This window comes from Microbispora hainanensis, from assembly GCF_006874475.1.
Lineage (GTDB): Bacteria > Actinomycetota > Actinomycetes > Streptosporangiales > Streptosporangiaceae > Microbispora > Microbispora hainanensis.
Genome location: NZ_VIRM01000081.1, coordinates 1 through 25,590 on the forward strand (window position 1 = coordinate 1; position 25,590 = coordinate 25,590).

27 protein-coding genes, 1 tRNA gene and 2 pseudogenes are annotated in these 25,590 nt (G+C 69.9%); 13 read left to right on the forward strand and 17 right to left on the reverse strand.

Annotation, left to right across the window (positions count from 1 at the left end; translation table 11 throughout):
• Nucleotides 1-1,185, forward strand: a 1,185-nt coding sequence (locus FLX08_RS37815) for a right-handed parallel beta-helix repeat-containing protein (protein WP_142625073.1), incomplete at its 5' end; no start/stop codon positions are given.
• Nucleotides 1,186-1,629: 444 nt separating this feature from the next.
• Complete coding sequence (locus tag FLX08_RS37820; RefSeq protein ID WP_142625074.1) at nucleotides 1,630-2,529, forward strand: hypothetical protein; 900 nt, start codon at nucleotides 1,630-1,632, stop codon at nucleotides 2,527-2,529.
• Nucleotides 2,530-2,686: 157 nt separating this feature from the next.
• On the opposite strand, the gene FLX08_RS37825 is transcribed toward FLX08_RS37820, so the two are convergent.
• Nucleotides 2,687-3,505, reverse strand: coding sequence for a M15 family metallopeptidase (locus FLX08_RS37825; RefSeq protein WP_244313186.1), 819 nt, complete (start codon nucleotides 3,503-3,505; stop codon nucleotides 2,687-2,689).
• A 175-nt stretch (nucleotides 3,506-3,680) separates the two neighbouring features.
• On the opposite strand from FLX08_RS37825, the gene FLX08_RS37830 reads away from it, so the two are divergent.
• From FLX08_RS37830 to FLX08_RS37845, 4 genes are read left to right on the forward strand one after another with little or no spacing between them, the layout of a single operon-like run.
• Entirely contained in the window at nucleotides 3,681-4,514 is an 834-nt protein-coding gene (locus FLX08_RS37830; protein WP_167530733.1) for a prolipoprotein diacylglyceryl transferase, read from the forward strand.
• Complete coding sequence (locus FLX08_RS37835) at nucleotides 4,511-5,104, forward strand: hypothetical protein (protein WP_142625075.1); 594 nt, start codon at nucleotides 4,511-4,513, stop codon at nucleotides 5,102-5,104. The genes FLX08_RS37830 and FLX08_RS37835 overlap by 4 nt, the downstream gene beginning before the upstream one ends.
• Complete coding sequence (locus FLX08_RS37840; RefSeq protein ID WP_142625076.1) at nucleotides 5,101-6,669, forward strand: radical SAM protein; 1,569 nt, start codon at nucleotides 5,101-5,103, stop codon at nucleotides 6,667-6,669. The genes FLX08_RS37835 and FLX08_RS37840 overlap by 4 nt, the downstream gene beginning before the upstream one ends.
• Nucleotides 6,666-7,010 (forward strand): hypothetical protein, encoded by a 345-nt coding sequence (locus FLX08_RS37845; RefSeq protein ID WP_231514203.1) that lies wholly within the window; start codon nucleotides 6,666-6,668, stop codon nucleotides 7,008-7,010. Before FLX08_RS37840 ends, FLX08_RS37845 begins: the two co-directional genes overlap by 4 nt.
• Before the next feature lie 51 nt (nucleotides 7,011-7,061).
• On the opposite strand, the gene FLX08_RS37850 is transcribed toward FLX08_RS37845, so the two are convergent.
• Together FLX08_RS37850 and FLX08_RS37855 are read right to left on the reverse strand one after the other, a co-directional pair.
• Nucleotides 7,062-8,114, reverse strand: coding sequence for a protein kinase (locus FLX08_RS37850; RefSeq protein ID WP_142625077.1), 1,053 nt, complete (start codon nucleotides 8,112-8,114; stop codon nucleotides 7,062-7,064).
• A gap of 75 nt (nucleotides 8,115-8,189) precedes the next feature.
• Nucleotides 8,190-8,855 (reverse strand): helix-turn-helix domain-containing protein, encoded by a 666-nt coding sequence (locus FLX08_RS37855; RefSeq protein WP_142625078.1) that lies wholly within the window; start codon nucleotides 8,853-8,855, stop codon nucleotides 8,190-8,192.
• Between the two features lie 82 nt (nucleotides 8,856-8,937).
• Between FLX08_RS37855 and FLX08_RS37860 the strand changes: the two genes are divergently transcribed.
• The 3 genes from FLX08_RS37860 (at nucleotide 8,938) to FLX08_RS37870 (ending at nucleotide 12,482) form a co-directional block, all read left to right on the forward strand.
• The gene (locus tag FLX08_RS37860) at nucleotides 8,938-9,816 is read left to right on the forward strand and encodes an aldo/keto reductase (protein ID WP_142625079.1); all 879 of its coding nucleotides are present in this window, start codon (nucleotides 8,938-8,940) and stop codon (nucleotides 9,814-9,816) included.
• A 104-nt stretch (nucleotides 9,817-9,920) separates the two neighbouring features.
• Nucleotides 9,921-10,889, forward strand: coding sequence for an ankyrin repeat domain-containing protein (locus FLX08_RS37865; RefSeq protein ID WP_142625080.1), 969 nt, complete (start codon nucleotides 9,921-9,923; stop codon nucleotides 10,887-10,889).
• A gap of 411 nt (nucleotides 10,890-11,300) precedes the next feature.
• Nucleotides 11,301-12,482, forward strand: a complete 1,182-nt coding sequence (locus tag FLX08_RS37870) for an ATP-binding protein (protein ID WP_142563752.1) — start codon at nucleotides 11,301-11,303, stop codon at nucleotides 12,480-12,482.
• Between the two features lie 105 nt (nucleotides 12,483-12,587).
• Here the strand turns inward: FLX08_RS37870 and FLX08_RS37875 are convergent, their stop codons facing one another.
• Both FLX08_RS37875 and FLX08_RS37880 read right to left on the reverse strand, forming a co-directional pair.
• A complete protein-coding gene (locus FLX08_RS37875) occupies nucleotides 12,588-13,418 on the reverse strand; it encodes a MauE/DoxX family redox-associated membrane protein (RefSeq protein ID WP_142625081.1) in 831 nt (276 codons plus the stop codon).
• A 3-nt stretch (nucleotides 13,419-13,421) separates the two neighbouring features.
• The gene (locus FLX08_RS37880) at nucleotides 13,422-14,405 is read right to left on the reverse strand and encodes a hypothetical protein (protein WP_142625082.1); all 984 of its coding nucleotides are present in this window, start codon (nucleotides 14,403-14,405) and stop codon (nucleotides 13,422-13,424) included.
• Between the two features lie 289 nt (nucleotides 14,406-14,694).
• Between FLX08_RS37880 and FLX08_RS37885 the strand changes: the two genes are divergently transcribed.
• On the forward strand, nucleotides 14,695-15,192 hold the full coding sequence (locus FLX08_RS37885; RefSeq protein ID WP_142625083.1) for a SigE family RNA polymerase sigma factor: 498 nt from the start codon (nucleotides 14,695-14,697) through the stop codon (nucleotides 15,190-15,192).
• A 3-nt stretch (nucleotides 15,193-15,195) separates the two neighbouring features.
• On the opposite strand, the gene FLX08_RS37890 is transcribed toward FLX08_RS37885, so the two are convergent.
• Nucleotides 15,196-16,212, reverse strand: a complete 1,017-nt coding sequence (locus FLX08_RS37890) for a thermonuclease family protein (protein ID WP_142625084.1) — start codon at nucleotides 16,210-16,212, stop codon at nucleotides 15,196-15,198.
• A 137-nt stretch (nucleotides 16,213-16,349) separates the two neighbouring features.
• Nucleotides 16,350-16,847: a MarR family winged helix-turn-helix transcriptional regulator gene (locus FLX08_RS37895; RefSeq protein WP_142625085.1), complete on the reverse strand. Its 498-nt coding sequence runs from the start codon at nucleotides 16,845-16,847 to the stop codon at nucleotides 16,350-16,352.
• 98 nt (nucleotides 16,848-16,945) lie between these two features.
• On the opposite strand from FLX08_RS37895, the gene FLX08_RS37900 reads away from it, so the two are divergent.
• On the forward strand, nucleotides 16,946-17,509 hold the full coding sequence (locus FLX08_RS37900; RefSeq protein WP_142625086.1) for a YceI family protein: 564 nt from the start codon (nucleotides 16,946-16,948) through the stop codon (nucleotides 17,507-17,509).
• Nucleotides 17,510-17,700: 191 nt separating this feature from the next.
• A tRNA-Ser gene (locus FLX08_RS37905) sits at nucleotides 17,701-17,790 on the forward strand.
• Nucleotides 17,791-17,901: 111 nt separating this feature from the next.
• On the opposite strand, the gene FLX08_RS37910 is transcribed toward FLX08_RS37905, so the two are convergent.
• From FLX08_RS37910 to FLX08_RS37940, 8 genes and pseudogenes are all read right to left on the reverse strand, one after another.
• Nucleotides 17,902-19,251, reverse strand: a complete 1,350-nt coding sequence (locus FLX08_RS37910) for a tyrosine-type recombinase/integrase (protein ID WP_208761925.1) — start codon at nucleotides 19,249-19,251, stop codon at nucleotides 17,902-17,904.
• On the reverse strand, nucleotides 19,251-19,427 hold the full coding sequence (locus tag FLX08_RS37915; RefSeq protein ID WP_142625095.1) for a helix-turn-helix domain-containing protein: 177 nt from the start codon (nucleotides 19,425-19,427) through the stop codon (nucleotides 19,251-19,253). The genes FLX08_RS37910 and FLX08_RS37915 overlap by 1 nt, the downstream gene beginning before the upstream one ends.
• Entirely contained in the window at nucleotides 19,427-21,001 is a 1,575-nt protein-coding gene (locus FLX08_RS37920; RefSeq protein WP_142625096.1) for a replication initiator, read from the reverse strand. Before FLX08_RS37920 ends, FLX08_RS37915 begins: the two co-directional genes overlap by 1 nt.
• Nucleotides 21,002-21,090: 89 nt before the next feature.
• The gene (locus FLX08_RS41035; protein ID WP_167530734.1) at nucleotides 21,091-21,246 is read right to left on the reverse strand and encodes a hypothetical protein; all 156 of its coding nucleotides are present in this window, start codon (nucleotides 21,244-21,246) and stop codon (nucleotides 21,091-21,093) included.
• A pseudogene (locus tag FLX08_RS37925) lies at nucleotides 21,243-22,670 on the reverse strand (FtsK/SpoIIIE domain-containing protein). Before FLX08_RS37925 ends, FLX08_RS41035 begins: the two are co-directional and overlap by 4 nt.
• Before the next feature lie 87 nt (nucleotides 22,671-22,757).
• Nucleotides 22,758-23,063, reverse strand: a complete 306-nt coding sequence (locus tag FLX08_RS37930) for a hypothetical protein (protein WP_142625087.1) — start codon at nucleotides 23,061-23,063, stop codon at nucleotides 22,758-22,760.
• A complete protein-coding gene (locus FLX08_RS37935) occupies nucleotides 23,063-23,332 on the reverse strand; it encodes a hypothetical protein (protein WP_142625088.1) in 270 nt (89 codons plus the stop codon). The genes FLX08_RS37930 and FLX08_RS37935 overlap by 1 nt, the downstream gene beginning before the upstream one ends.
• Entirely contained in the window at nucleotides 23,332-23,742 is a 411-nt protein-coding gene (locus FLX08_RS37940; protein ID WP_142625089.1) for a plasmid replication, integration and excision activator, read from the reverse strand. Before FLX08_RS37940 ends, FLX08_RS37935 begins: the two co-directional genes overlap by 1 nt.
• 350 nt (nucleotides 23,743-24,092) lie before the next feature.
• On the opposite strand from FLX08_RS37940, the gene FLX08_RS37945 reads away from it, so the two are divergent.
• Nucleotides 24,093-24,566 carry a hypothetical protein gene (locus FLX08_RS37945; protein WP_142625090.1) on the forward strand — a complete coding sequence of 158 codons (474 nt, stop codon included), beginning with the start codon at nucleotides 24,093-24,095 and terminating at the stop codon, nucleotides 24,564-24,566.
• Between the two features lies 1 nt (nucleotide 24,567).
• On the opposite strand, the gene FLX08_RS37950 is transcribed toward FLX08_RS37945, so the two are convergent.
• Complete coding sequence (locus FLX08_RS37950) at nucleotides 24,568-25,389, reverse strand: protein phosphatase 2C domain-containing protein (protein WP_142625091.1); 822 nt, start codon at nucleotides 25,387-25,389, stop codon at nucleotides 24,568-24,570.
• Nucleotides 25,389-25,590: pseudogene (locus FLX08_RS41040) on the reverse strand (sigma-70 family RNA polymerase sigma factor); the annotation flags it as partial. The gene FLX08_RS37950 and the pseudogene FLX08_RS41040, both read right to left, overlap by 1 nt.

The window sequence follows — 25,590 nt, forward strand, 5'->3', positions numbered from 1 at the left end:
TCACCCACGCGCTCACCCTCGCCCACTCCCTCGCCCACTCCCACCCCCACGCGCTCACCCTCGCCGTCGGCCTCCCCCACGCCGTCGCCCACACCGTCGAGCGGCGCGCTGTACGTGTCGCCGAACGGCAGGGACGGCGCGTCGGGGACGCAGACGGACCCGACGACCCTCACCGCGGCGATCACCCGCATCGCCCCCGGCGGCACGATCTACCTGCGCGGCGGGCGATACGACTTCACGCAGACGATCACCATCGCACCGGGCAACAACGGCACCTCGAACGCCCGCAAGACCCTGTCCGCCTACCCCGGCGAGACCCCGGTGCTGAACTTCTCCGCACAGAGCGAGTCCTCGTCGAACCGCGGGCTCACCGTGAACGGCTCCTACTGGCACGTGTACGGCATCGTCGTCGAGCGTGCCGGCGACAACGGGATCTACGTCGGCGGCAGCGACAACATCATCGAGCGCACGGTGACCCGCTTCAACCGCGACACCGGGCTGCAGCTCGGGCGGATCGCCTCCGGCACCCCGCGCGACCAGTGGCCGTCCAACAACCTCATCCTGAGCTCCGAGTCGCACGACAACGCCGACTCCGACGGCGAGGACGCCGACGGCTTCGCCGCCAAGCTCACCACCGGCACGGGCAACGTCTTCCGCTACGACGTGTCCCACAACAACATCGACGACGGCTGGGACCTCTACACCAAGACGGACACGGGAGCCATCGGGCCGGTCACGATCGAGGACTCCCTGGCCTACAACAACGGCACCCTCACCAGCGGCGGCCAGGCCGGCGCCGGCGACCGCAACGGCTACAAGCTCGGCGGCGACAAGATCGCCGTCAACCACGTGGTCCGTCGCAACATCGCCTATCGCAACGGCCACCACGGGTTCACCTACAACAGCAACCCGGGCACGATGACGATCTCGGACAACGTCGGCATCGACAACACCGAGCGCAACTTCTCCTTCGACACCGGCACCTCGGTCTTCCGCGGCAACACCTCCTGCCGCAGCGGCAGCGGGTCCAACGACAAGACGGTCGGCAACGTGGACGGCTCCAACCAGTTCTGGACGGGCTCGAACGGATCCCGGTGTTCCTCCTACACCGGCGCCCTCGGCTGGTCGTTCGCCTCGGACGGCCACCTCGTCGTGACCTTCGGCGGCAGGCCGGTCACGCCCTGACCCGACGTCCCCCCGGGTACGGCACGGTCCGCCGAGGTCACCGGCGGGGCGCCCCCGCCCACCGTCCCGTACGCGGAGCGATGGTGGTCGGGGGCCTCCGCACATCGTGCGGACGCCGGCCGACGTCGAGCGGATGTGCTCGCGGTGCTTCCGAAGGGGAGCGGCGGAGCCGGGGCTGAGGCTCCCGCCTGCCGGTTCGGTCCGGCGACTGGCCGCGCATCTGAGGCGGCGGGGCCGCCACCCACCACTGTGCCGGTGTGGTGTCACGCGTGCCGGGCGGCGCCCTCGACCCGTTCTGACCTGTTCTGGGCAAATCCCCCGTTGCATGCGATCCCGGGCAGCGCTCGATGAGGCTTTGCAACGGTCCAATCTCGGCCGCCAACCCTGCCCGCCGAGAGCACGTCCCCTACCGCACGGAGCAACCCGAGCCTCTGGAGTAACGGCATGCACTGGCAGCCCAGCCCCCCGAACGGCCCCCACAGACCACCCGCCGGCCAGCACCCGTACGGCGGACACCCCCACCAGCCTCCGTTCGGCGGGCCTGCTCAGCAGCCACCCGCCTGGCAACCCCCGCCGCCGCATCGGAAGAAGGGCAAGGGGCCCGGTTTCTGGCTGCTGGTGATCGGGCTCCCGTTCGTCCTGCTCTTCGGCTGCATGGCCGCCATCGGGTCTCTCGCCTCCGACAAACCGAGCACGACAAGCACCGCGGCGAAGACGCACAAGTCGAGCGCGCGGGCCGACTCCAACGCCACGGCGGCCGAGAAGGCCGGCGCGAGCGAGGAACCGTCCTCGCCGCCCAGCCCGCAGCCCAAGCCGCGCACCTACAGCGGCGCCGGGGCGAAGGTCCTCAAGCTGCGCAAGAGCGACTGGTCGGCCGTATGGCTGGTCACGCTCACCCATCGCGGAGGCGCGAACTTCATCGTCTCCCCGCTCGACCCGGGCGGCGCCGAGCAGGGCGCGATCGTCAACGAGATCGGCGACTACAAGGGGAGCGTCCTGCTGAACGAGGAGGACGGCAAGGATACGGCCGCGCTGAAGATCCAGGCCGACGGGGCGTGGACGATCGTCCTGAAGCCGTTGTCGATGGCCCGCGTCTGGTCCGGCGCCTCGCTCACGGGCCGTGGTGACGAGGTGGCCATCGTCGCCCCGCCGAGTGCCGGCCTCACGACGGTGAACGCACGGCACTCGGGGAGCGCGAACTTCATCGTCGAGGCCTGGACCGAGACGAGCAGGGAACTGCTCGTCAACGAGATCGGCAGTTGGCACGGTGAGGTCCCGCTGCCCAGCGGGACGATCCTCGTCACCATCAAGGCTGACGGCGTCTGGTCCTTCAAGAAGAGCTGACGAACGTACGGACGGCTCGCGCCCGGCACGGTGGCGCGAGCCGTACGGGCCTCTGCGGGCGGTTCAGGACCTCCTTCAGCCGCGGGCGCGGTATGTGAAGGCGAACGCGGCGCCGGAGACGGCCCGGGAGGGGGCGGAGTGAGAGGCTCTGCAGCTACTACCGGCCGTTCTCGGAGAAGTGCTGGTAGTCCTTGGCGCCGGACCAGGAGCCGCCCCAGCCCCAGCCGATCCGCGCGAAGGCCCGCACCACGCGGTCTCCGCTGTTGATCACGCCGGGCTTCTTGAGCGGCCGGTCCACGAACGCGTCCGCGTTGCGGTGGGCGTGCGAGCCGTCCGCGTAGACGTACGGGTTCTCGCGCGGGTTGACGTCCACCGCCAGCCCGTACGCGTGGTTGGACCAGCTGCCGGAGCCGGTGGCGTTGCGGCAGTTGAAGGCCGAGGTGTTGTCGGCGTCGATGGAGTCGTAGTCGCTGCCCTTGTAGACGTCGACGGGCACCATCCGGCGGATGGGGTAGCGCATCTCGTAGAGCTTCCCGAAGACGGAGGCCACGTCCTCGGCCGCCTTCTTGTTGATCACGAGCGTGCCGGTGTGGGCCTGGCCGTCGAAGCCCCAGTAGGTCATGGTGATCTTCCGCAGCCCGCTCAGCGGAACCGGGCAGCCCGGACGCCAGGAGTATCGGACGTCGTCGCGGGACACCTTCTCGATCTTGGCGGAGAAGGGCGGCGGCCCGCTCGGGCTCGGCGCGGGCGTGTCGGACGACGAGGTGGCGGGGGTGGAGGAGGCCGGCGCGGAGGCCGGTGCGGAGGAGGGAGCGGCAGGCGTGGACGAGCCCGGTGCCGATGACGCCAGGACGGGCGCGGACACCCGGGTCCGGGCGGTGGCGGACGCGCCTGCGTCGCCGACCCCGGCACAGCCGGTCATCCCGACGAGGGCCGCCATCACTACCGCTGACCTGCGGTTCCACAAGGAGGTCATAGGCGCAGGTTACCCGCGGCCGAGACCTGCGTACGCGGGTTGCGCTCGCTCCTGTGGACAACGGGACTCCTGTGGACAAAGCCCGGAGCAATTGGCCGGAATCGCCGTATTAAGGAGCTGCAAGCCGTATGAATTGACGATCGGAATCGTCGGGGGCCGCAGTTAGGGTGGCGTCGTGCTTGAGCAACTACGTTTCGGCGGGGTGAGCGTGCCGACCCACGCGTTTTTCGTGGGTCTCGGCGTGATCCTCGCGAGCGTGGTGTTCGTCCTGGAGGCGCGGCGCAGGGGAGCATTACGGGAGGAGTCGCTCGTCGCCGTCACCGGCGCGCTGGTCGGCGGGGCGATCGGCATGCGGCTGTCCGGCTGGGCCGAGCATCTCGACCCCGCGCTCAATCCCAGTCTCGTCGAGGCGTGGATGTTCGGCGCCCGGAGCATCCTCGGCGGCCTGACCGGCGCGTATGTCGGAGTGCTGGTGGCGAAACGGCTGATCGGCTACCGGGAGCGCACCGGTGACCTGTTCGCGCCCGCCGTCGCGCTCGGCATGGCCGTCGGCCGCATCGGCTGCTTCCTCACCGAGGCCCCCGGCCGTCCCACGAGCCTTCCCTGGGGCGTCCACGCGCCCGCCACCGTGCCGGAATGCCCCGGCTGCGTGTCCGGGCAGGCCATGCACCCCTCATACCTGTACGAGACCGTGTTCCAGCTCGCCGCCTTCGGCGCGTTGCTGTGGGCGCGGAGCCGGGTCGACAGGCCGGGCGAGCTGTTCACCCTCTATCTGGGCGCGTACGCCGTCTTCCGGTTCCTCGTCGAGTTCACCAGGGCGAACGAGACGGTCTGGCTCGACCTGACCCGCCCGCAGTGGTTCCTCGTCCTGGGGCTGACGCTCCTCGGCATCCGCCTCGGGATCGGATATCGCAAGGGGTTCTACGATCGGCTGCTCCCCTTCCGGGGCGAGCGGCGACCGCTGTTACCGGCCGTCCGGCTGTCGCCCGCGGGCGAGGAGGAGAGATGAGCACACCCCCCGAGCCGCCCGAGCGGCCGCACGACCCGCAGCCGGGCGATCCGCAGCCGGGCGACCCTTCCCGGCAGCAGCCGCCCGTTCCGCCGCCTCCCGGCGGGCCGTACGGCCCCGCCGGTCCGCAGCCTTCTCAAGGCCCGGCAGGTCCTCCACCGCACGCGCCTCAAGGCCCGGCCGGCCCGCCGCAGTCCTACGGCCCCTCCGGCCCGCAGCCGCCTCACGGTCCGTACGGCCCGCCGCGCGCGTGGCCGCCGCCCCCGCCCTCGAACACGGCCGGTGTGGTCATCGCGCTGGCGATCGTGGGGGTCGTGGCCTACGTGATCGTCAATTTCGTGCTCTTCCTCGCGACCCTCGCGGTGGCGGACGGAGCCGCGAGCGACAACAAGAACCTCGCGCTCGTGGGCGGAGCCGTGGTCCTTGCCCTGATCGCGTTCGGCGGCGGGACGCTGCTGATCCTCCTCCGCAAGCCCTGGTCCCGGGGGCTCGGGATGGGCCTGATGATCGGCTGGGCGCTCCTGACGATTTTCACCGCCGGCTTCTGCACCGGCGTCAACCCCTCGCTCTACACGGACGGTTTTCTGTGACCACCGGAATGCCCCTGCGGGGAGACCGCGTCCTCCGCTACGTCAACGCGTTCTGCCCGCGCTGCCACGACGAGCGGCCGGACCGCCCGCTGGCGGAGGTGCCGCGCCTGTCCGGCCGGCTCGCATCCCGCGACGGGCGGGTCTACCTGGAGCGCGGCTGCCGTGTCCACGGCATGGTCAGGACCCTTTACGACGAGGACCCGGAGATCCTCGCCTACCTGGAGGAGTGGACCGCTCCCACCAAGGCGCATCTGCCCGACGTTGCGGGCAACTTCGATCCGGTCCCGGAGGCCTACCTGCGCGGGCTGCCGGAGATGCAGACCCAGCACACGTGCATCCTCCTTGAGGACGTGGCGGAGGCGTGCAACCTGCGCTGCCCGACCTGCTTCACCGACTCCTCGCCCGACCTGCGGGGGATCGTGCCGGTCCGGGAGGTGCTCGCCAACGTGGACCAGCGCCTGGCCCGCGAGAACGGCCGTCTCGACGTGCTCATGCTCAGCGGCGGCGAGCCGACCCTCCACCCCGATCTGCCCGAGCTGCTCGCCGAACTGACCGCCCGGCCCGTCACCCGCATCCTGATCAACACCAACGGACTCCTGGTGGCCAGGGACGATGCCCTGCTCGACCTGCTCACCGAGCACCGCGAGCGCGTCGAGGTCTACCTGCAGTACGACGGCGTGTCAGCCGAGGCGTCCCGGCACCACAGGGGTGGTGACCTGCGGCGGCTCAAGGCGGAGGCGCTGCGGCGGCTGTCGGAGCGGGAGATTTTCACGACGCTGGTCATGACGGCCGCCCTCGGCGTGAACGACGGCGAGATCGGCGACGTGGTGCGCCTGGCCCTCGACACGCCGTACGTCGGCGGGGTCTCGATCCAGCCGCAGTTCGGCTCGGGACGGTCCGGCGCGATCGACCCGATGGACCGGCTCACCCACACCGGGGTGCTCAAGCGCCTCGGCCCCCAGACGGACGGCCTCGTCACCTGGCGCGACCTGACCGCGCTGCCCTGCTCGCATCCGCACTGCTGCTCGGTCGGCTACATGATCAAGGATGACGCCGACCGGTGGCGCTCGCTGACCGCGTTGATCGGGCACGACCGCCTCAAGGAGAACCTGGGGCTCGTCTCCAACCGCATCGCCGACTCGGAGATCCCCCGCCAGCTCCGCATGGCCGTTCAGGAGTCACTGCTCGGCCTGCTGTCGGAGCAGTCGTCGCTGTCGCACCCCGAGATCGGCAAGGTCTGGCGTGACATCTGCGAAAACTGCGACCTCGGGCTGACGACCCTGCTGACGCTCGCGTCGTCCGCCCTGCCCGGCCGCAGGAAACGGCTGCGCCGGCTGCTGGGCGAACGGGTCGTACGCATCACGGTCAAGCCCTTCATGGACATGTCCACGATGCTGGAGGAGCGCCTGGTGCAGTGCTGTGTCCACGTCGGCACCCGCTCCGACCAGGACCAGTGCGCGCCGTTCTGCGCGGTCCAGGCCTGGTCGGCGCTCGCGCGTCAGCGCCTGTCCGCCGTCGCCGCGGCCGACGCCGGCGTACGGCTCCCGCTGCTGGAGATCACATGACCCTCCCGCGCGGGGAGCCCGGCGACCGGCCGACCGGCGTCGCCTACGAACAGGCGCGCGCCGCCGAGACGGCCCAGGCGTCCGACGGCGGGCAGGCCAAGCCGTACGACCCGCTGAAGCTGTGCGTCTACGCGACGGTGGCGCTGCTCGCCTGGCTGTTCGGGGCGTGGGCCGTGCTCGGATTCGCGGCCCTGGGATTCGCCGGATACTGGCGGGCCCGCCGCGCGGGGCTGACCAGGAGCAAGTGCTATCTCAGGGACACCCGGCTCGTCCTCGCCTACCTGGGACTGCTCACCCTGGTCGCCGCGGCGGCCCTCGTGCTCCCGCACACGCTGCGGTAGGCGTTCCGGCGACGGGGGCCGGTGACACCAGGCCGAGGCGCAAGAGCCTCATCAGGCGTCGGAAGCAGCCCCGCACCGAATGCGGCCGAACGCGTCCGCCGGATAGCGCGCCTGCTTGGTCTCGCAGAGGCGCCGGTGGAAATCGTCCATCACCGCTGCCGTTGCCGCATGCTTGTCAAGGATCACGGCGGCCGATCCGGCGACGCCGGATCGCCTGTCGCCGTCGGCCCAGTCCCGGACGAAGCGCCGCCGATCCGCGCCACCGCTAACCCGCTCGGCGAGGTGCTGGTTCACCAAGTGGGCCATGACGTAGTCGTGGTCGTAGTCCCGATGCGTGACGTGGAAGTCCGATTCCGAGGCGGAGAGCTCGAAACGGGAGCTGAGCGCGAGACCGAAATCGGAGAAGTACAGGTGGTCTCCGTCCGTGAGAACGTTGCGGAAGTGCACGTCGAAGTGGATCAGGTGTCGGCTCCTCATGAATGCGACCCCCTCGGCCAGTTCCCTCTCCACCTGCGGAAACGCCGAGACCTCCCTGTCGGCCAGCCAGGAGCCCAGAGTCTGCGGAATGTGCTCAAGGAAGACGGCGATGCTCATGGTGGAGCGATCAAGCGCCTCCAGGCGCCTCCGGACGGCGGGTGCGCCGCCCCAGTGCGCCACGGCGCCCTCCAGACCGCCGAACTCCGAGAACAGTCCGACAGGAGGGGCCGGGGCAGGCAGCACCCGCCAGTGGTACGCCAACGGAAAGCCGGCGAACTCACCTGCCAGGACCCAGTTGGTCGTCATCTGATGGACGGCCAGTTCACGCCAGGCCCCGAACCCCGCCGACCCCACGCCGTACTGGTAGAAGCCCGGCAGCCCGAACACGTTCCGCGTGGACATGCGGTTGCCGGGGCGAAGTTCCAGGTCGGTCAGGGGGATCCGCTTGACGAAGATCCGCACGCCCTCGACGTCCAGGACAGCCGACGTTCCGCCGATGCCGGCGCCCAGCGGGGTGGCCTCCCGTAAGAGCGCGGCAAGCCGGCGGTCGCTCATCAGGGCGAGCGCGGTGGACACCTTCGCGTAGGCGGCGACACGTGGCAGGCGCCGCTGCTCCGGATGCGCCATCGGTGGCTCCCTTTCCCATCGGCTCCCTGGCACTGATCGTCGCACTGCCGGCGACCGGGCGGGGCGGGGGCGCCGCTAGCCCGTGAGCCCGAGTTCGCCCGCGCGCAGCCCCGCCTGGAAGCGTGAATCGGCCTCCAGCGTCTCCATGAGCTCCGCGACGCGCCTGCGGTACGTACGCAACGACAGGCCGAGATGCCGCGCCGCGGTCTCGTCGGTGTAGCCCGCGCCGAGCGCGCGCAGGACGGCCCGGCTGTCGTCGTCGAGGTGCGGCGCGTCGCCGCGCAGGTAGGCGGTCAGCTCGGTGGCGGCGTCCCAGGCGGCCGCGAAGAGGGAGTACACGCCGTTCACCAGCGTGGGCGAGGTGGTCACGGTGTACTCACGGGGGCCGGGCCCGTCCCGTTCGGCGAGGATCATCACGCGCCGGTCGATGACGATCGTCTCGTGCGGCAGCGGTGTGGAGCTGATGCGCACCTCGACGCCGTTGGCCACGACCTCGCGCAGGTGCGCCCGCGCGGCCTCGTCGGCGAGGGCGACGGGAGTGAACAGCTTCTTGACGGTCAGGCCGGAAGCGACGGAGCCGGGCTTCCGCCGGGCCATCGACCGCCGCGCCTCGGGCCGCGACCACGTGTCGAGATCGCGGGCCGCGCACACGAACTCGTGCCGGGCACCGGTGAACAGATGAGCGGCACGGGCCATGAGCTCCGCGTCGCCGCGGACTGTCATGACCTTGTCGGCTGCCACCCACTCATTATGACCCCGCCGCACGTGGCAGCTTGCTGCCATCGTGTTGGCCGTCGTCCTCGGGCGCACGAGGCTGACGGGTATGACGACGAACACGAACGCCGCGCCCGGCGGCACATTCCTCCTCGGCGGCGACCTTCCCGTTCACCGGCTCGGCTTCGGGGCCCTGCGGCTGCCGACCGGCACCTTCCAGGGCGCCGTCCGCGACCCGGAGACGGGCGTCGCCGTGCTGCGCCGCGCCGTCGAGCTCGGAGTGAACCACATCGACACCGCCTGGTTCTACCGCAGAGAGCACGTGGCGGCCAACGACCTGATCCGCCGGGCGCTCGCGCCGTACGCGGACGACCTGGTGATCGCGACCAAGGTCGGCCCCCTGCTGAATGAGAACGGCGTGCCGGGCGGGCAGGCCGGTCCGGCCGAGCTGCGCGGGCTGGTGGAGGACAACCTGCGCACTCTCGGCGTGGAGCGGCTCGACCTCGTGTATCTGCGGATCGGCGGCCTGAACCCGCCGAGCGGAGAATCGCTCTCGGACAGGTTCGCGGTCCTGGCCGAGCTGCGCGAGGAGGGGCTGATCCGGCACCTGGGTATCAGCAACGTCGACGCCGCCCATCTGGACGAGGCGCTGGCGATCGCCCCTGTGGCCGCCGTGCAGAACAGCTTCCACGTGCAGGATCGGGGCGACACCGAGCTCCTGGCGCGGTGCGAGAAGGACGGCGTCGCCTTCGCACCCTTCTTCCCGCTCGGCGGCGGGCTGCGGCCCATCGACCGGACGCGCCTGACTCCGGTCATGGAGCGCCACGGTGCCACCGCCGCGCAGATCGCGCTCTCGTGGCTGCTGGCGACCTCGCCCGTGGCGCTCGCCATTCCCGGCACGGGCTCTCTCGACCACCTGGAGGAGAACATGGGGGCGGGACGGATCCGGCTGACGCCGGAGGACCTCGCCGCCCTGGAACAGGACTAGCTTCGATCACCTAATCTGCCTCGTCGCCGGCTCGGCGCGCAGAGCCGGCGAAACTGTCGGTGGGCCACGCCATGATCGGCGTACCTACTCACCGAGGGAGCGTCATGGCTGTCGCCCGCGAAGCAGACTGGTCAGGCATCGGCTGGGACTCCTGGAAGAACCTGAGGCTGATCCGTGCCCGGCTCGACGCGGGCGCCGACCCGAATATCGGTGGGTTCTTCCACAGACGGCCATTGCACGCGGCCGCCGAATGCGGTTCTCCCGACGTGGTGGCGGAGCTGGCCGCCCGCGTCGACGACGTCGACGCCGAGCACGAGGGCCGCACGGCATTGTGGGCGGCCGTCTTCGCCGACCGCCCGGACAACGCCCGGGTGTTGGCGCAGGCCGGTGCCGACCCATGGCGGCCGATGATGAACGGGTGGTCGCCCGGGCGGCTCAGCCTGGCCACGCCGACCCCCGACCTGTTCGGCGATCCCGCCGGCCGGCCCGGTCTGTCCGATGCCGAGGTCGCCGCCGTGGCCGAAGCCCGGCATCTGATCGCCGCTGTGGGGGATTCCTATGACGACGGGATGGGGCTGGCCTGTGTCGCCGGGATCGGTGCGGCGGAAGTGGTGCGCCGTCTGGAGGCGGTCCCGGCCGACGCTGCCGAGGTCGAGGAGATCGCAGAAGATCCCTGGTCCTTCATGGACGAGAGCCTTGGAGTCGTCGGCGTCACGGACGTGCCGGGCGGCTGCGTCGTCAGCCAGCCGTGGGGATACGGGCCGTACATGCCCGGCGTCACGAAGCTCCTGTCGGCCGGCACCGTCTGTTACGCCATGTTCGCCAACCCCAAGAGCGGCAACCAGGGAAGCGTCACCCGGGACGGCGAGATCGTGGACTGGGACACCCACCCCGGCGGCGGCAGTCCCTGTCCGGAGCGACCGGCCGGGGAGATCCTCGCCGAGTACCTCTATCACCACAACCCCGTGGCGTACTGCTGTGCCGGAGCGGGCCTGCGGCTGGACGACGCCGCACCGATCGCCGGGGAGCCCGACATGTGGGTGCGGCTCCCCGAGCGCGACTACTGGAGCTGACCGCCCAGGGGAGTGCGCAAGCCGTCGCCGGGCCGGCGACAGCGGGGGTGTGAGAGCCCGTGAACGACGGCGTTTGACGGAGCTTTCGTGGAAAGCTCGCGCAGGTGTTCGATGACGCGCTACAGTCTTGGCCATCGGATCGAACACGGGTTCGGTCGAGTCCTGGCTGGTTAGGGGTGTGTGATGGCTGTTTCCACGGTGTCCGTCGCCCCTGTTCCGGCCGGCGCCGCGCCCGTGGTGTTCGATCCGGTCGTGCCCTCCCCGGCTCCGCCCGTCGTCGTCCCGGTCGTCCCGGCTCAGGCTCCGCCCACCGCCGGGCGGTGCGTGCCGCGGCCGCGCCGGGCGACACGCCGTACCGCTCTCTACGGAAATCTACGACGGCCGCTATATCCCGTCATAAAGTCCGAGAGCGTGGACCCCGTGCGCAATCCCTACGCCCCCGGCGCCGGCCAGCGCCCCCCGGAACTCGCCGGACGCGACCGCGAGCTGCAGCAGTTCGAGATCGTGCTCGAGCGGGTCGCCCGGGGCCGCCCTGAACGGAGCATGGTCCTCACCGGCCTGCGCGGCGTGGGCAAGACCGTCCTGCTCAACACGTTCAAGTCGATGGCCATGCAGCGGCTGTGGGGCACCGGCAAGATCGAGGCCAGGCCCGACCAGTCGATCCGCCGTCCGGTGGCCGCCGCGCTGCACATGGCCATCAGGGAGCTCGCGCCCCGGCACCGCGCCCCCGAGCGCATCGAGGAGTTCCTCGGCGTGCTCAAGGCGTTCGCGATGCGCGACCCCGCCGCGGCCAAGGGCACCTCGCACTGGTCACCCGGCATCGACGTGCCCGCCGCGCGTGGCCGGGCCGACTCCGGCGACCTGGAGATCGACCTGACCGAGCTGTTCGTCGACGCCGCGGGCGTGGCGACCGACCTCGGTGTCGGCATCGCGCTGTTCATCGACGAGATGCAGGACGTGCAGGCGCCCGACGTCTCGGCCCTGTGCGCCGCCTGCCACGAGCTGTCGCAGAACGGGGGCCCGCTGATCGTCGTCGGCGCCGGCCTGCCCCACCTGCCGAGCGTGCTGTCGGCGAGCAAGAGCTACTCGGAGCGACTGTTCCGATACGCCCGCATCGACCGGCTCGACCGCGACGCCGCCGACCTGGCGCTCATCGCCCCGGCCGCCCGCGAGGACGTCGAGTTCACCCCCGACGCGCTCGACGCGCTGTATGAGGCGGCCGACGGCTACCCCTACTTCGTCCAGGCGTACGGCAAGGTCGCCTGGGACCTCGCCCCGCGCAGCCCGATCACCGCCGAGGACATCAAGGTGTCCGCCCCTGAGGCCGAGGAGGAGCTCGCGGTGGGCTTCTTCGGCAGCCGATATGAGCGGGCCACCCCCGCCGAGCGCGACTACATGCACGCCATGGCCCAGCTCGGGGACGACCCGGTGCCGACCGCCGAGGTGGCCGAGGCGCTGGGCCGCAAGCCGTCGAGCCTGTCTCCGGCCCGCGACAGCCTGATCAAGAAAGGCCTGATCTACAGCGCCGAGCGCGGTGTGATCGGATTCACCGTGCCGCATTTCGGGAGGTTCCTCCGCGCGCAGCCGCTCTGAGCGGCGCGCCCATCGACCTCTCTACGGCTTTCTAGAGGGGAAGCTAGAGAGCCGTAGAGAGCTGAAGTGAAAGACCTCGATGCGGGAATCTACGCGTGTATAGCGTCAGGCCGATACAGGCGTAGATTCCCGCAGAGAGGCGTCGCCGAGCTCATCGGGGGCGAGCACCTGGCCGTCCGCCCCGACCACGACGGCCCGTACGGCGGGACGCCGGCCGCTCAGCTGCACGGCGAACACCACCTCCGCATCGCCCTGAGCCGGGAAGACGAAGAACCGCCAGCACAGTTCACGCCACATGTCGGACGGCTCGTCCGCCAGCAGCGACCCGGCGTGGGCCCGCCACGCCGTGCTGGCCCGCAGCCGCGACAGCGCCCGCCCGGGCGGCATCGGCCGCTGCTCACACGGTGCCCGATGACGCAGGCGCGAGACGACCCCGTCGATCTCGGGTGAGCAGCCGAGCAGCAGGGCGACCCCTCCGCCCATCCAGGCCGCGGTCTCCGCGGTGACGTGCGGCAGTCCCGTGAGGTCCGTGGCCCCGACCAGGGCCGCCATCGCGGTCAGCGCCGCGGCCCGGCCGATCGACCGCAGCCCGACCGGGGTGTCGCTCACGTCTCCGAAGCAGCCGCACCCCACGTCCGGCCGCCGCCTGCGCAGATCCCACAGCACGTACGTCGCCACGGCGAAGAACACGGCCGGCAGCCACCGGGCGACCGGGTGGTCCACGACCAGCAGCCCGGCCGCAAGCGCGAACTCGACCAGGGCGCAGGCGATCATGGCGGCCTTGGCGAAGCGTTCCGGCATGAGCACCGCCGGGCCGAGCCGGGCCAGCGCGCCCGGCGACGTCTCTCGCCCGACCGTGGCCAGCTTGGCGACGCCGCCCAGCGCCAGCGTCACCACGAGGATCGGCAGCGCGGCAGCCGCGATGGTCGAAAGCACCGGTCACCCCAATCCGACGCGGGCATTGAAGCAGCCCTTGGTCAAGTCTCCACCGAGCGCTACGTACGAGGACGCGGTCAGTTCCACGATCCTCCCGCGCGGGGACGTACCGCATTCCAGACATCGGTCGCAGAACCGCCCGGTGAGGCACCCGCACGCGACGATCGGCAGCGCGTCCGCCCGGCCATCGCACACGTTGCGTACACGCAGCACCGAGCCCAGCGCGAGATAGGGCAGGCCGGCGCAGGAGACGCCCGCGTCGCCGCAGCCGGTGTCCTCGCGTTCGAGCATGGGATAGGCGACGCCCTTCCCCGCGAAGTGCGGGAGGTCCGGGAGGTCTGGGAGGTCCGCGAAGTCGGGAAGATCCGCCCATACCGCCGTGCCTGAGATGCCCGTCTCGTTTCCGCCGTACGACGCCTGGGGCGGGGGCACGGCCGCGGCCCGGTAGGGCGGCTGCGAGGTCGCGGGCAGATGCGCGAGCGCCGTGCCCTGGTCGAGCAGCCCGATCGCGTCGAACAGGTAGCCCGGCTCCAGCTTGGGATGCCGCACCCGGATACGGCCGGACGAGCGGTAGGGCACGACGATGGACCGTTCCCGGCGGTGAGGGCCGCAGTAGAGCTCGACGGTGAGGTCGCGCCGGCCGCCGACCTCCCGGATGACGCCGGTGATCCGGGTGATGTCGGCCCAGATGCGCTCGGCGACCGTGCCGCCGCGCAGCGCCCGGACGACGATCCGGGCCCCGGCCGGCAGGTCGGCGGGCGCCACGGTGCTCCCGCGCCACGCGGTCGCCCACGGCGCGATCACCAGGCGCCGCTGCTCGCCGTCGGCGGTCTCGACGATGAGCAGGTGCGGGCTCACGTCGAGCAGTTCGCCGCTGACCACGTCGAACGGCTCGGTCTCCTCCGGCGACCGCGGCGCGGGCCGGGGGTCGCGGCCGAGAACGGCCGCAGCCAGCTTCCGTCTGCGCTCTCCGGTCCTGTATGGCATCGCCCCTCCCACGCTCTCCAGCCTCACATGCCCGACAGGGATGGAGAGGTGGTTTTCCGGGCGATAGTGTCGTCCGGGATCAATTTTCCTCCTCCCGGTGCAAGGCGTTGCCACCTGTTTCGGGCAAACCACAGCCCGGCAGGACGTACGGCATGGGCGACGGGCCGCCACCGGCTTGCCCGCTCTTTGCCCAGGTAGGTGCGAAACCTGGATTTCGGTTCAGCCGGATCCAGCGGCGCGGCTGCGATTCTGGCACGAGATGCCTCTCTGGCCGGGTTGGTGATCCCAGATCGTGAACCATGAGGAGTTTCGCACGTACGTCCAGTCTCGCGGGGCGGCCCTGCTCCGCGTGGCCAACCAGCTGACCGGCAACCCCTGCGACGCCGAAGACCTTCTGCAGACCGCTCTCGCGCGTACGTACCTCGCGTGGGACCGCATCCGTGATCGGTCGTCGCTCGACGGCTACGTGCGGCGGGCGATGGTGAACATCAACATCTCCTGGTGGCGGCGGCGCAAGCTGGAGGAATACCCCTCGGAGGAGCTTCCCGACGTACCGGTGCAGCAGGACGCGCGGCACCGGTACGACGAGCTGGAGCAGGCGCTCGACCGTCTCCCCGCACGGCAGCGTACGGCGATCGTGCTGCGCTACTACGAGGACATGACCGAGCCCGAGATCGCCAGGACTCTCGGGATCAGCGTGGGCACGGTCAAGAGCTCGGTCTCGCGCGGCATGGCCAAACTGCGCGGCGACCTGGTCGTGCCCGATGCCCGCAAAAGGGTCAACTGACGGTCATCTCTCGCAGACCTTGCCGTCGTTGTCGCTGTCGATGTACCAGTCGTACTCGGGGTCGGTCCCGCGGTAGTACGGGCCGTGTCCCGCGGCGATCGCCTCTTCGCACGTGTTGTATCGGGGGTCGGTCGTGGCACCCGGGCTGGGGCTGGGAGTCGGAGAGGGGCTGACCGCGACCGAGTTGGCGGTGTTTCCCTGCGGAATGGGCTCGGGGGAGTACGTCGTGCCGGGCGGGGCCGGGGACGCGTCCACCGGCTCGATCGGCGCCGGGGTGAGGGCGTCGCCGCCGGTGCCCGACGGGGCCTGTCCCGAACGCCTGTCGTAGGTGTCGGCGGCCCAGCACCCCGACCACAGACCCTGCTTGTCCATCTGGGCGCGGACCTGCTCCCAGTATTGCCACTCGGTGAAGCTGTGCTCGGGGAAGGAGTTCACGGCCTGGGCCAGGCCGGTCCTGACCATGTCGCCGTTGACGTACACGCCGGTGGACGACCACAGGTAGATCAGGATGCGCCCCTGCTCGGGCACCTGCTCGGCGGCCTGGACGTACGCGGGCTTGCCCGGCGGGAGCAGGGTCATGAGGCGGGCGAACGCCTCCTCGGACCAGCAGGCGCCCTTGGCGGGGGCGTCCGCCTCCAGCAGGCCGATCCGTACGGTCCTGCCGCTCGCGGTGACGACATCCGCGGTGTCGCCGTCCAGGATCTTCTTGACGGTCACCTGGACGGTGTCCTTCGGCACGCCTTTCGGCCGGGCCGCCGTCGTCTTCGGCGTCTTGGCGGCCGTGGTCTTCGTCGTCTTGGGGGCCGGCTTCGCCGTGATCGTCTTGGTGACGGTGACCACCGGTTGCGGGCTCGGGCTCGTCGCGGCGGCCGTCTGCGTCTGCGTCTGAGCGGGCGTCGGGCTGGGGCTGGGGCTCGGGCTCGGTGACGCCGCGGCCGCGGCGAACGCGGAGGTGGAAGCGGCGACGGGAACCGCGAGGGCGGCGGCGAGGATGGCGAGTGCGTGCGAGGGGAAACGCACGGGTGCTCCATGGGCTCGGGTACGGGGGGCTGCGTCGGCTGTCGGAGAGCCGTTTCCTGGATTATGGAGTCCACCAGAAAACGATCGTTTACGCCACCCCGTCCGGTCGGTTCCCAGGAATCACGTTCCGGTGGATATCAGCCTGTCTTGGCCCTCGGCGCCCTGCTCACCTCCCGTACGCCGGCGGTCGCGCAGGGCCGTACGACGTCGCGGATCGTCCGCAGCGCCTCCAGGAAGTCGGCGAGCTGGTTTTCGGTCAGCAGGCCGGTGAACCAGGTCTCGATGTCGTCGATGTGCTTGGGGAGCACCGCCCGCAGGCGTTCGGCTCCCGCCTCGCTCAGCACGGCGTAAGAGGCGCGGCGGTCGGTGGCGCAGGCATGCCGTTCGACGAGCCCGTCGCGTTCCAGGCGGTCGACCACGCGGGTGATCCCGCTCGTGGACAGCGAGGTCTGGGCGGCGAGGTCGCTCATCCGCAGCCGTCGTTCGGGAGATCGGGCAAGGCGGATCAGGGTCTCGAAGTCGGCCTCGGAGAGTCCGGCGGCGGCCAGTGTGGGGCTGCTCTTGCTGGACAGCCCGGCGTAAACCTCCGCGAACAGGCCCATCGCCGTGAGCCGGGGGTCGTCGAATGGGTCCATGGTCCAAGTCTACGCCACGATAGTTGACGCGAGGAATATTTCTCCGGTAGACATTTGCTGAGTGAGACATCCGCACAGCAACAATCAGGGGAGCAGCCATGAGCATCCGTGAGTGGGAGGGCCTGAAGGTCCCGACGGCCGGCGAGTTCGCGCTGGACAAGGCCCACACGCGCGTCGGCTTCGTCGTCAAGCACATGATGGTCAGCAAGGTCCGCGGCCACTTCGCCGACTACGAGGGCAAGATCTCCATCGCCGAGAACCCGCTCGAGTCGAGCGTGGACGTCGTCATCAAGGCGGGCACGATCGAGACCGGCGCGGCCGACCGCGACGGCCACCTGCGCAGCGACGACTTCCTGAGCGCCGACAAGTTCCCCGAGATCACCTTCCGCAGCAAGCGGGTGAGCAACCTGTCGGGCAACGAGTTCACGCTCGTCGGCGACCTCACGGTCCGTGACGTGACCAAGGAGGTCGAGCTCAAGGTCGAGTTCAACGGCGCCGCCAACAACCCGTGGGGCCAGGAGATCTTCGGGTTCGAAGCCGCGACCGAGATCGACCGCGAGGAGTTCGGCCTGACCTGGAACCAGGCCCTGGAGACCGGCGGCGTCCTCGTCGGCAAGAAGGTCAAGATTGAGATCGAGGGCGAGGCCGTCCGCCAGGCGTAGCCTGTGCCGGCGCTGACGCGGGTTATCCACACTGTGCGCACAGCCCTTGTCCACATCCTGTGGACAAGGGCTGTGTATCGATCCGAACACCCGCAGCGCGGGATCTCTGGAATGATCCAGTACGACGCTCGGCAATCCGCTTTGCCGCCTTGGACGATCGCCGGTACGCTGTGCTGAGCAACGCGCTACCAGGAGGCTTCGCCTAGTCAGGTCTATGGCGCCGCACTGCTAATGCGGTTTGGGTCTTAAGCCCATCCGGGGTTCAAATCCCCGAGCCTCCGCAGTTCAAAGCCCCTCTCGCTGGCTTCAGCGAGAGGGGCTTTTTGATCTCCACAGGGCCTCTAGTTGCAGTTCTAGTTGCAGTTGCTCTCAGCCTTCGGGTTGGGGCGCTTTCAGTCCTCGCCCCACAGGGCCGCCCCCATGCGCTCGCTGGCGTCCTTCACCTGAGGACTGGCGATGTGGGTGTAACGCTCAGTGGTCGTCACGCGGGCGTGGCCGAGGATCTCTTGCACGACCCGGATGTGGACGCCCTGCTCGACGAGGAGCGTCCCGGCCGTGTGGCGAGCGTCGTGTAGCCGGGCTTCCCTTACCCCGGCCTGGCGCAAGAGTGCCTTCCACATCTTGTAGTCCTCGCTGCGCTCCATCGGCCGGCCCCGGCGGGTCGGGAAGAGAAGGTCGTGATCCTCCCAGAGCTCACCGGCCTCCGCGCGTTCGGCGTCCTGGCGCTGCTTGTGCTCACGGAGGATCGGCAGCAGCTCGGGCGGGCACTGGAGGGTCAGCCGGCTGCGGCCCTTGCGTTGCCGAAAGACGATGCCGCCGCCCATACGCTTCGGGCACCGGTCGGCGTGGCCGGTGCAGTCCTTCGCGCATGTCCGCGTCGGGCAGACGTGGGCGCGCTTCTTGCAGTCCTGTGGACAGCCGGGGTCGTGCTTGTGGACCCTGCACCGCGGCTTGCACGGCCAGCGGTGCCACTCCTTGCCGCACTCGTGGGGATCATCGCAGCCGTGCTTCCACGGTGACCGCTGCGCCTGGTACCAGGCCTTGATCACGCCGGTTTGGAGGTCCACGAAGGACCACCGGAGGCCGAGCGCTTCGCCTTGGCGGATGCCGAGGGCGAGAGCCACCGACCAGCGGGCCGCGTTCCGGCGTGACTTGGCCGCCTCCAGGATCTTGCGCGCCTCGTTCCGCGTCAGCGGCTCAAGGTCGGGATCGGCCGCGACCGGCGCGTCTATGAGCGTGGCGACGTTCCTGGTGACCTTGTTCCGGCGTACGGCGATCTTCAGGGCGCGCGACAGGATCCGATGCACCTTGAGGACCGTGCTCGACGAGCGGCCTTGTTCCAGCATCGTCGCGTACGCCTTGTCCAGGTGCTCGGGAGCGAGCCGGTCGAGGCGGTGTCGGCCGAGGAGCGGGATGATCCAGTGGCGGGTCTTGGACCGGTAGTCGTCGAGGGTCCGAGGCGCCATCTTGCCCGACGCCACGAGCCGGTCACAGATCACGTCGAGGTATTCGGTCATCCACTCGGCGACGGTCGGGATCTTGCCCGGCTTGGCGACCTGCCCGGTCTCGCGCTTGCCCTCCAGCTCGCGGACCTTGCGCGTGACCTCCGCCTCCGTCTTCCCCATCCGGTGACGGCGATCGGGGGACCCGTCCGGCTTGATGCCCACGGTCACCCAGCCATGCCAGTAACCGTCCTGGCCGAGGTAGATGGACGATCGCCCGTTCGGTTTGCGGTCGGCCATCACGCCGCCTCGGTCAGACGTCGGGCGAACTCCTGGAGGGCGTCAGCCGGAACGAGGCGGTATCCGTCGTACTTGATCGAGCGAAGCTCACCGCTCTTGATCAGCCGGAAGACCGCCGTACGGCTCATGCCGAGAGCGACCGCCGCGTCCTTGGGTCGGTAGAAGAGTCTGTCCATCACGCTGCCCTCCCTTCGGTTGCGGAAAGAACTTGTCCGTCTGCCTCGGCGTCGAGCCGGGCCAGGTGGTTGCGCCAGCGTTGGCGTTCGTGGACCGACCGCAGGAGCCGTACACCGATAGGGGCCAGGTCGGGATCACCGGGCTTGACCGGTCGCCAGATGTAGCGGTGGGGGTCGACCGGCGCGTCTTCGATGCCGAGGGCTTCCAGGACCCAGGTGCGGCGGTCCTGCTTGTGCTCGGTCAGGGTCTTGTTTGACCACTTCCTTGAGACCAGGACGCGGCGGCCCGCGTAGCCGAGGTGGTCGGGCTTGTGCGCCTTGCCCTTGCATCGGCCCGGAGTCATGCCGGGCTTGGCGCCCTTGGGCTGGATCCCGTACCGGAGACAGTTCGGGCAGGTCGGCGAGCACGGCTCGAACCGCAACGCCTCCAGCAACCGTTCGGCGTGTGCCTTCCGGCGTGGGTCGTCGGTGCCGAGGGCGTCGCCGAGGGACTTGGTCAGGTACTTCGAGAGGTACTGAATGAGCTGGTCGGCGTCCGGGGTCCCGGCGAGCACGCTCTGTATGTCGAGCTGGTCGCCGAAGCGCAGCACGTGCAGGGGTTCCGCCGCGTCGTCCTGATCGAGCCGGTCGAGGGCCTGTTCCCAGGTCGGCAGCACTTCCCCCGTGGCCGGGTCGAGGTAGCCGGCCCCGTCCTCCCACGCGGGCAGGTGGTCCCCCTCGAACCGGACGGTGTCCGTTGAGGGCCACCACACCTGGTGATACGTGGCCGCGATGATCTGCCGCAGCTCCGCACGCGGGAGGGTGCCGCGGATCGCCATGTGCAGGTGTGGCGCGAGCCGCTTCTGAGGCTCGACCGCCGCGAAGTACTGCACGTCATAGCCCGCCACCCGGCGAAGGTTCTGCACGAACCGATCCACGAGCTTGGAGAAGTGCAGCGCATCCCGGGCCGCCCGCGCGTAGTCGTACCGATCCGGATCGAGGGGCGCCCCCTCCAGCACCCGCCCGTAGGACGGCAGTGTGAGCGTGACGAACATCGAGGGCCGGTAGGTCGTGCCGTCCGAGCCGGTGAAGGTCCGCCCGAGCGTGGTCTTGGTCATCTGCCGCTTGGGCAGGTCCGGGGCATCCTGCCGCCGCTTCGTCGAACGCGAGCGCTTGCCCGAGGTGCGGCCGAGGACGTTGCCGCGCATTCCGGCCCGGTTGATCTCCTCGTCCAGGTCCTCGATGGCGGCGTCGAGGTCGGTGGTGTCGCCGCCGGCCTTTTCGACCTCGTCCCGCCAGGCTTGAGCGTCGGCGCGCAGCTCCACGAGGTGACGCTGATACTCGTCGGCGTTGTCGGGAAGGTTCACGGGTTCGTGGTCGAGGTGCCAGCCCTCCCGGCACTGCGCCCGGCGGAGCTGCCGGTTGCGCTTGGCGCACGGCGGGCACTTGCTCTCCAAAGTGGCCCCACACGGCACGTCGATGACCTCAACCTGCCCGGTGAGGATGTCCTGCCGCCGCAGCGGAACCGGCCGGATGCACACCCCGTACTGCTTGGCGATCTCCTCGACCACGTCCCGCGCCAGCGGTTGCGCCATTCGGACGGCCCGAGGTGTGGACCGGTCGTTGGGCCGAGCGGGGGAGTTCGGCTCGTCTCCCCCGCTCTGGTGGGCGTCGGTGAGGTCGATCAACTGTCCTCCTCTGCGGTCTCGGGGATGGTGAGGGCGGTCTGGCCGCATTCGTGGCACTCGACCAGGCCGCGGATGGGGTCGAGCCACAGGACGTTGAGCACGCCGCAGACCGAGCAGCGCAGCCCGTCGAGGAAGTGCGCCGGGCTGTTCATGCGGCCTCGCTTCGACCGCCGTACTCGGCGACCATCCCGCGTATGTCGGCGTCGGAGACGTACGCGGCCCGGACCCGGATCGGATCGGGGGAGGTCTCCAGCCGGACGTAGCCGACTCCCGCGCCCAGCTCGGGGACGGGTGAGATGTGGTCGGCCAGTGCGCCCCGGTCCCGTGCCCCGTCGCCGAGGACCATGTCCACCTGTTCGGACTCGTCGAGCCGGAGGGCGATCTTGTCGGGGAACAGGTTGCGGATGTTCATGACCTCCTTGCGTGGGTCCTGGAGTGCGGCCATGACGCCGACGCCGACCGTCCGGCCCTGGGTGGTGAGCGTGGCCAGGGCCGCCGTGATGCGCTGACGCAGGCCCTTGTCCGACTGGTAAGCGGTCAGGAAGGCGACCTCGTCGACGAGCACCAGGACGAACGGGTCCGCGACGGTCGGTGTGTGTGAGCGCTGGAGGCCGGCGAATCGGTCGGCCCGCTCCTGCATCACGTTCACGGCCTCGTCGAGCAGGTCGGCGCACTCTTTCGGATCGGCCGCGTACCGGGACCCGAACAGCGCCCGCCCGAAGGACAGCTCCATTCGCTTGGGGTCGAGCGCCCAGACCTGCACCAGGCCCGCACGCATCGCGGGGAGCAGGCCGCGGATGGTCGACCACAGCCACGAGCCCTTTCCGGCCCCGGTCGCCCCGGCGATAAGAACGTGAGTGCCGTGGACCTTGAGCCGGTACGGCGTGCCGTTCTCACACCGGCCGACCTCCACCGGTCCCACCGCCGCCACCTCCGGGACGGGTACGGCGGGCAGGGGTTCGGCGAGCGGGTCACGCCGGGGGAAGGTGAGCACGAGCCGCCCGGCCCGAGCCATTGCGACGCGGCAGGAGGGGGAGCCGAAGCCGTGGGCAAGGTGGTCGGTGCGGTCGGCCCAGTCCTTGACGGCCTGCCCGGACAGCATGCGCACGGTGACGCGGTCGGCCCAGCCGTCGCAGTCGACGCGGAGCAGGCGGGGCAGGTAGTCGCGGCCCTGGAGGTGACGGCCGAGCCCGGACACGATCATCACCGGTTGCCAGTGCCGCCGGTAGATCCAGAACCGGCGCCAGAAGGCCAGCACCCGCCACCCGACTCAGCGCGCGAACGACGCCCGGTCAGCCAGCACCCAGCCGAACAACAGCGAACCGGGAACGGTGATAGCGGCCACCACGACGGGCCAGCCGTACCGGACCCAGATCACGCCGGGCACGGCGAGCACCGCAACCGCGATGGGATGGACGAGGAGGGTACGAACGAGCCCAGCGACCAGACGGCCGAGGAAGACCAGGACGGTGAGGATCGCCGGGGTCTGGACGACGGCCGGTTTGAACACGACCGCCGTGTCTGGAGTAGTGGACACGAGGTTGCGGACCTCGCCACCGGGAAGGCGCTTGAGCATAAGCTGAACTCCTCTTCTCTTGATTCGCAGTCAGGGAGAGACCGAGGGGCCGCCGGAAGTTGCCGCTTCCAGCGGCCCCGCTTTGTGTCAGGCCGCCGTGTCGGTGGCCTGGGCGTGGTCGGCGTGGATGCGTTCGCAGTCGGCCAGGTACCGCGCGGCGGCGTTGAAGATCTCCCACGCGATGTCCAGGTCTGCGGCGGTGACCGGCCCGGCCGCCCCGGTGGTCGAGACCGTCACGTCCGCCTCGTCGGACTCCAGGACCAGGTACGGCCGCCCGGACTCCAGCACCCGCGCACGCGCCCGAGTGATCGAGGCGTAGAACGAGATCCCGATACGGGGCCGCTGGCCAGGGTCGATCGACATCGACACGTGGGTGTAGGGACCGTGCGCCATCAGGCCACCCCCCGGCCGTTGGCCAGGCCGTGAAACCGCCGCTCGGCCGACCGGGCGAACGAGGCCGCCTCACGGGCGAGCTGCCGGGCGAACTCCACATCGGCCGGGCTGACCTGGTCGCTGTCCGAGGTGGTCAGCAGCACCGAGGTCGAGCCGAAGTCCAGCGCCAGCACCGGCGTCCGGGCCGGGTACGGCATGGTCTTGGCCGAGGCCCCGCACCCAGTGTTGAGGCTGATCACGGCCGAGGGCCGCACCGTCCGCCGCCCCATTACGCCGCGTCCTTCGCAGCAGCGGAGGACTTGCCGGCCCCCGAGCGTGGAGCCCGCATCACCCGAGCCGAGATCGAGTAGGCCAGCCGCCCCGTCGCCTGATGGACGTACGGCTTGACCTCCAGTCCTTCGAACTCGGCCGGTGCCAGGGGAACACCCGGCAGCGACGGCGGGACGACCGGCTGAACTTCGGCGAGGATCTTCACGGTCACCGTCTTCTGCGCGGCCTTAAGCGAGGGGTCGGCGTCCATCACCGGGACCTGCCAGACCGGCAGGCCGGTCACCTTGTCCTTGGCCTGGGTGTCCCGCTTGGCGTCGAAGTCCTTCGCCGCGGTCACCTCCCCCACGACGTAGCAGCCGTACGGGAACAGCAGCTCGAAGCTGATCGGGATGGGTCCTTGCAGTGCCACGTTCACCACCTCCTTGTCCACCCCCCTAGACGGTGGCGGCCGGTCCGCGACGAGAACTGTCTAGGGGGCTATGCGGAAGACGATAGCAAGCCTCAAGAGGGACTGTCTAGGGGGGTAAACGAGTGTCGGGTTGGCTGCTACGCGAGGGGAGGGATTGTGCGGCGAATGTGAAGGGCATGCATATATCTCGCGCACCGATGGCTGCCGCGTAGCCCAATGATCAGACTGTCTCTGTGGCAGCTTGTGTCCGGACGGGATCGCGGAGACGCCTTCCCCGGCTTCTCGTGTTTGCTTGCTCCGGGTGGCTTGCCCTTGTCGGCCTCGAAGTCCTGTGGATTCCGCTTTCCCGGATGAGCCTGTGGCTCAGTTGGATCGTGATCTTGATGGCTTGGGGATGGGCGATCGTCTGGTCAACGAAGACTGCGTTTGCCTATCTGGCGGGCAGGGCGTACGGCCGATGTGTCGTGACGACCGTGGTCATGCTGATCGTGTGGGCCGGTGTCCGCTTGACGGACTGGAATGCCCTCTATGTGGATGGGGTGTTCTGGCTCCATCGCGACACCTTCGCCGCACTGGCTAACGCCTATGAGAGCGGCCGACCGATGACGGTGCCCTCATGGATGCAGCACCTGTCGGTGAACGGCAAGGTCGAGCGGCAAGGTAACGCGCTCTACCTGCCCGTATTCATTGATCAGTGGCGTGGGGAGACCGGGGCGGGGATCGCTTACCTGCCAAACGGCAGCCAGATGGTGGTAGAGACCGCGGCAGGCGATGTCGGCTATCCGGTCCGCGACCTTGGCAACGGCTGGTGGTGGGTGGAGTAGGTCAAGTGATGTGACAGTAGGCCGCCGTTGCGTCGTCGTTGGGCTTGCTACGCGGCCAGCGTTCGCCGTGGGGGTCGGAGCGCTCGGCTTCGCGGACTCTGCGGATCAGTTCGGCCGGGCCGTCTTGAGCCAGGGTGTCGAGGAGCTGTCGCCAGGTCATTAGGCCATAGCGGCTGACGGCGTCGGCGGCTCCATCGGTTAGCACGGCCGCGGCGCGTACCTGATTGGCGGGAGTGGTGCCAGTGAGGGCTTGGTCGGCAGCGAGGGGGTCGGTGGAGGCGACCCAGAAGCCGCCGTCGCGGTTGCGGTACTGGCCGAGGGTTTCGACGTACTCGCGGCGGGCTTCGGCGTGTTCGCGGGTGCCGCCGGGCAAGCTGTTGAGGCGTACGCGGTGGGGGGCGGCGACCTGTTCTAGCCGGTCGTCGCAGATCACCATCGGCTCGTAGGTGCCGGTGTCGAGGACGAGGGTTGAGTCGCCGAGGACGAGCCAGTCGAGGTGGCGGGCGGTTTGGCGGAGCATGATGACGGTGGCGGAGGGGGAGCCGCCGTGGGTCAGGTCGCAGGTGAAGTCGTGCAGTGAGGTGACGTGCTTGATGCCCTGGGCGAGGAGTTCGGGCAGGGGGCCGGTGCTTTGGGTCATCTCGGCGAGCAGGGTGGAGCCGAGGGTGTGGGAGTACCAGCGCACGCTGTGGGAGCAGGCCGAGGTGACGCCTGGGGGGATGCTGGCGCCGTCGAGCAGGGCGACGGCGTCGGCGGTGGCGCCGATGAAGTCTTCGTTGGGCCGGTCGGGGTAGGCGGGTTCGCTGGCGAAGGCGACGCGCATCAGGTGTCCTTGTGCCGGTAGAGCGGGCTGGCCAGTTCCGCCCGCACTGGTTCCCCGGTTTGCGGGTCGTATTCGACGCCGACCACGCAGGAGAAGCGGCGGTCGCCGACCTGCCCCCACAAGGTGGCGATCTCGCTGGTGAGTAGATGGATGACGCCGAGGGAGCCGTTGGGGTGGATACCGGCGATGGCCAGGAACGAC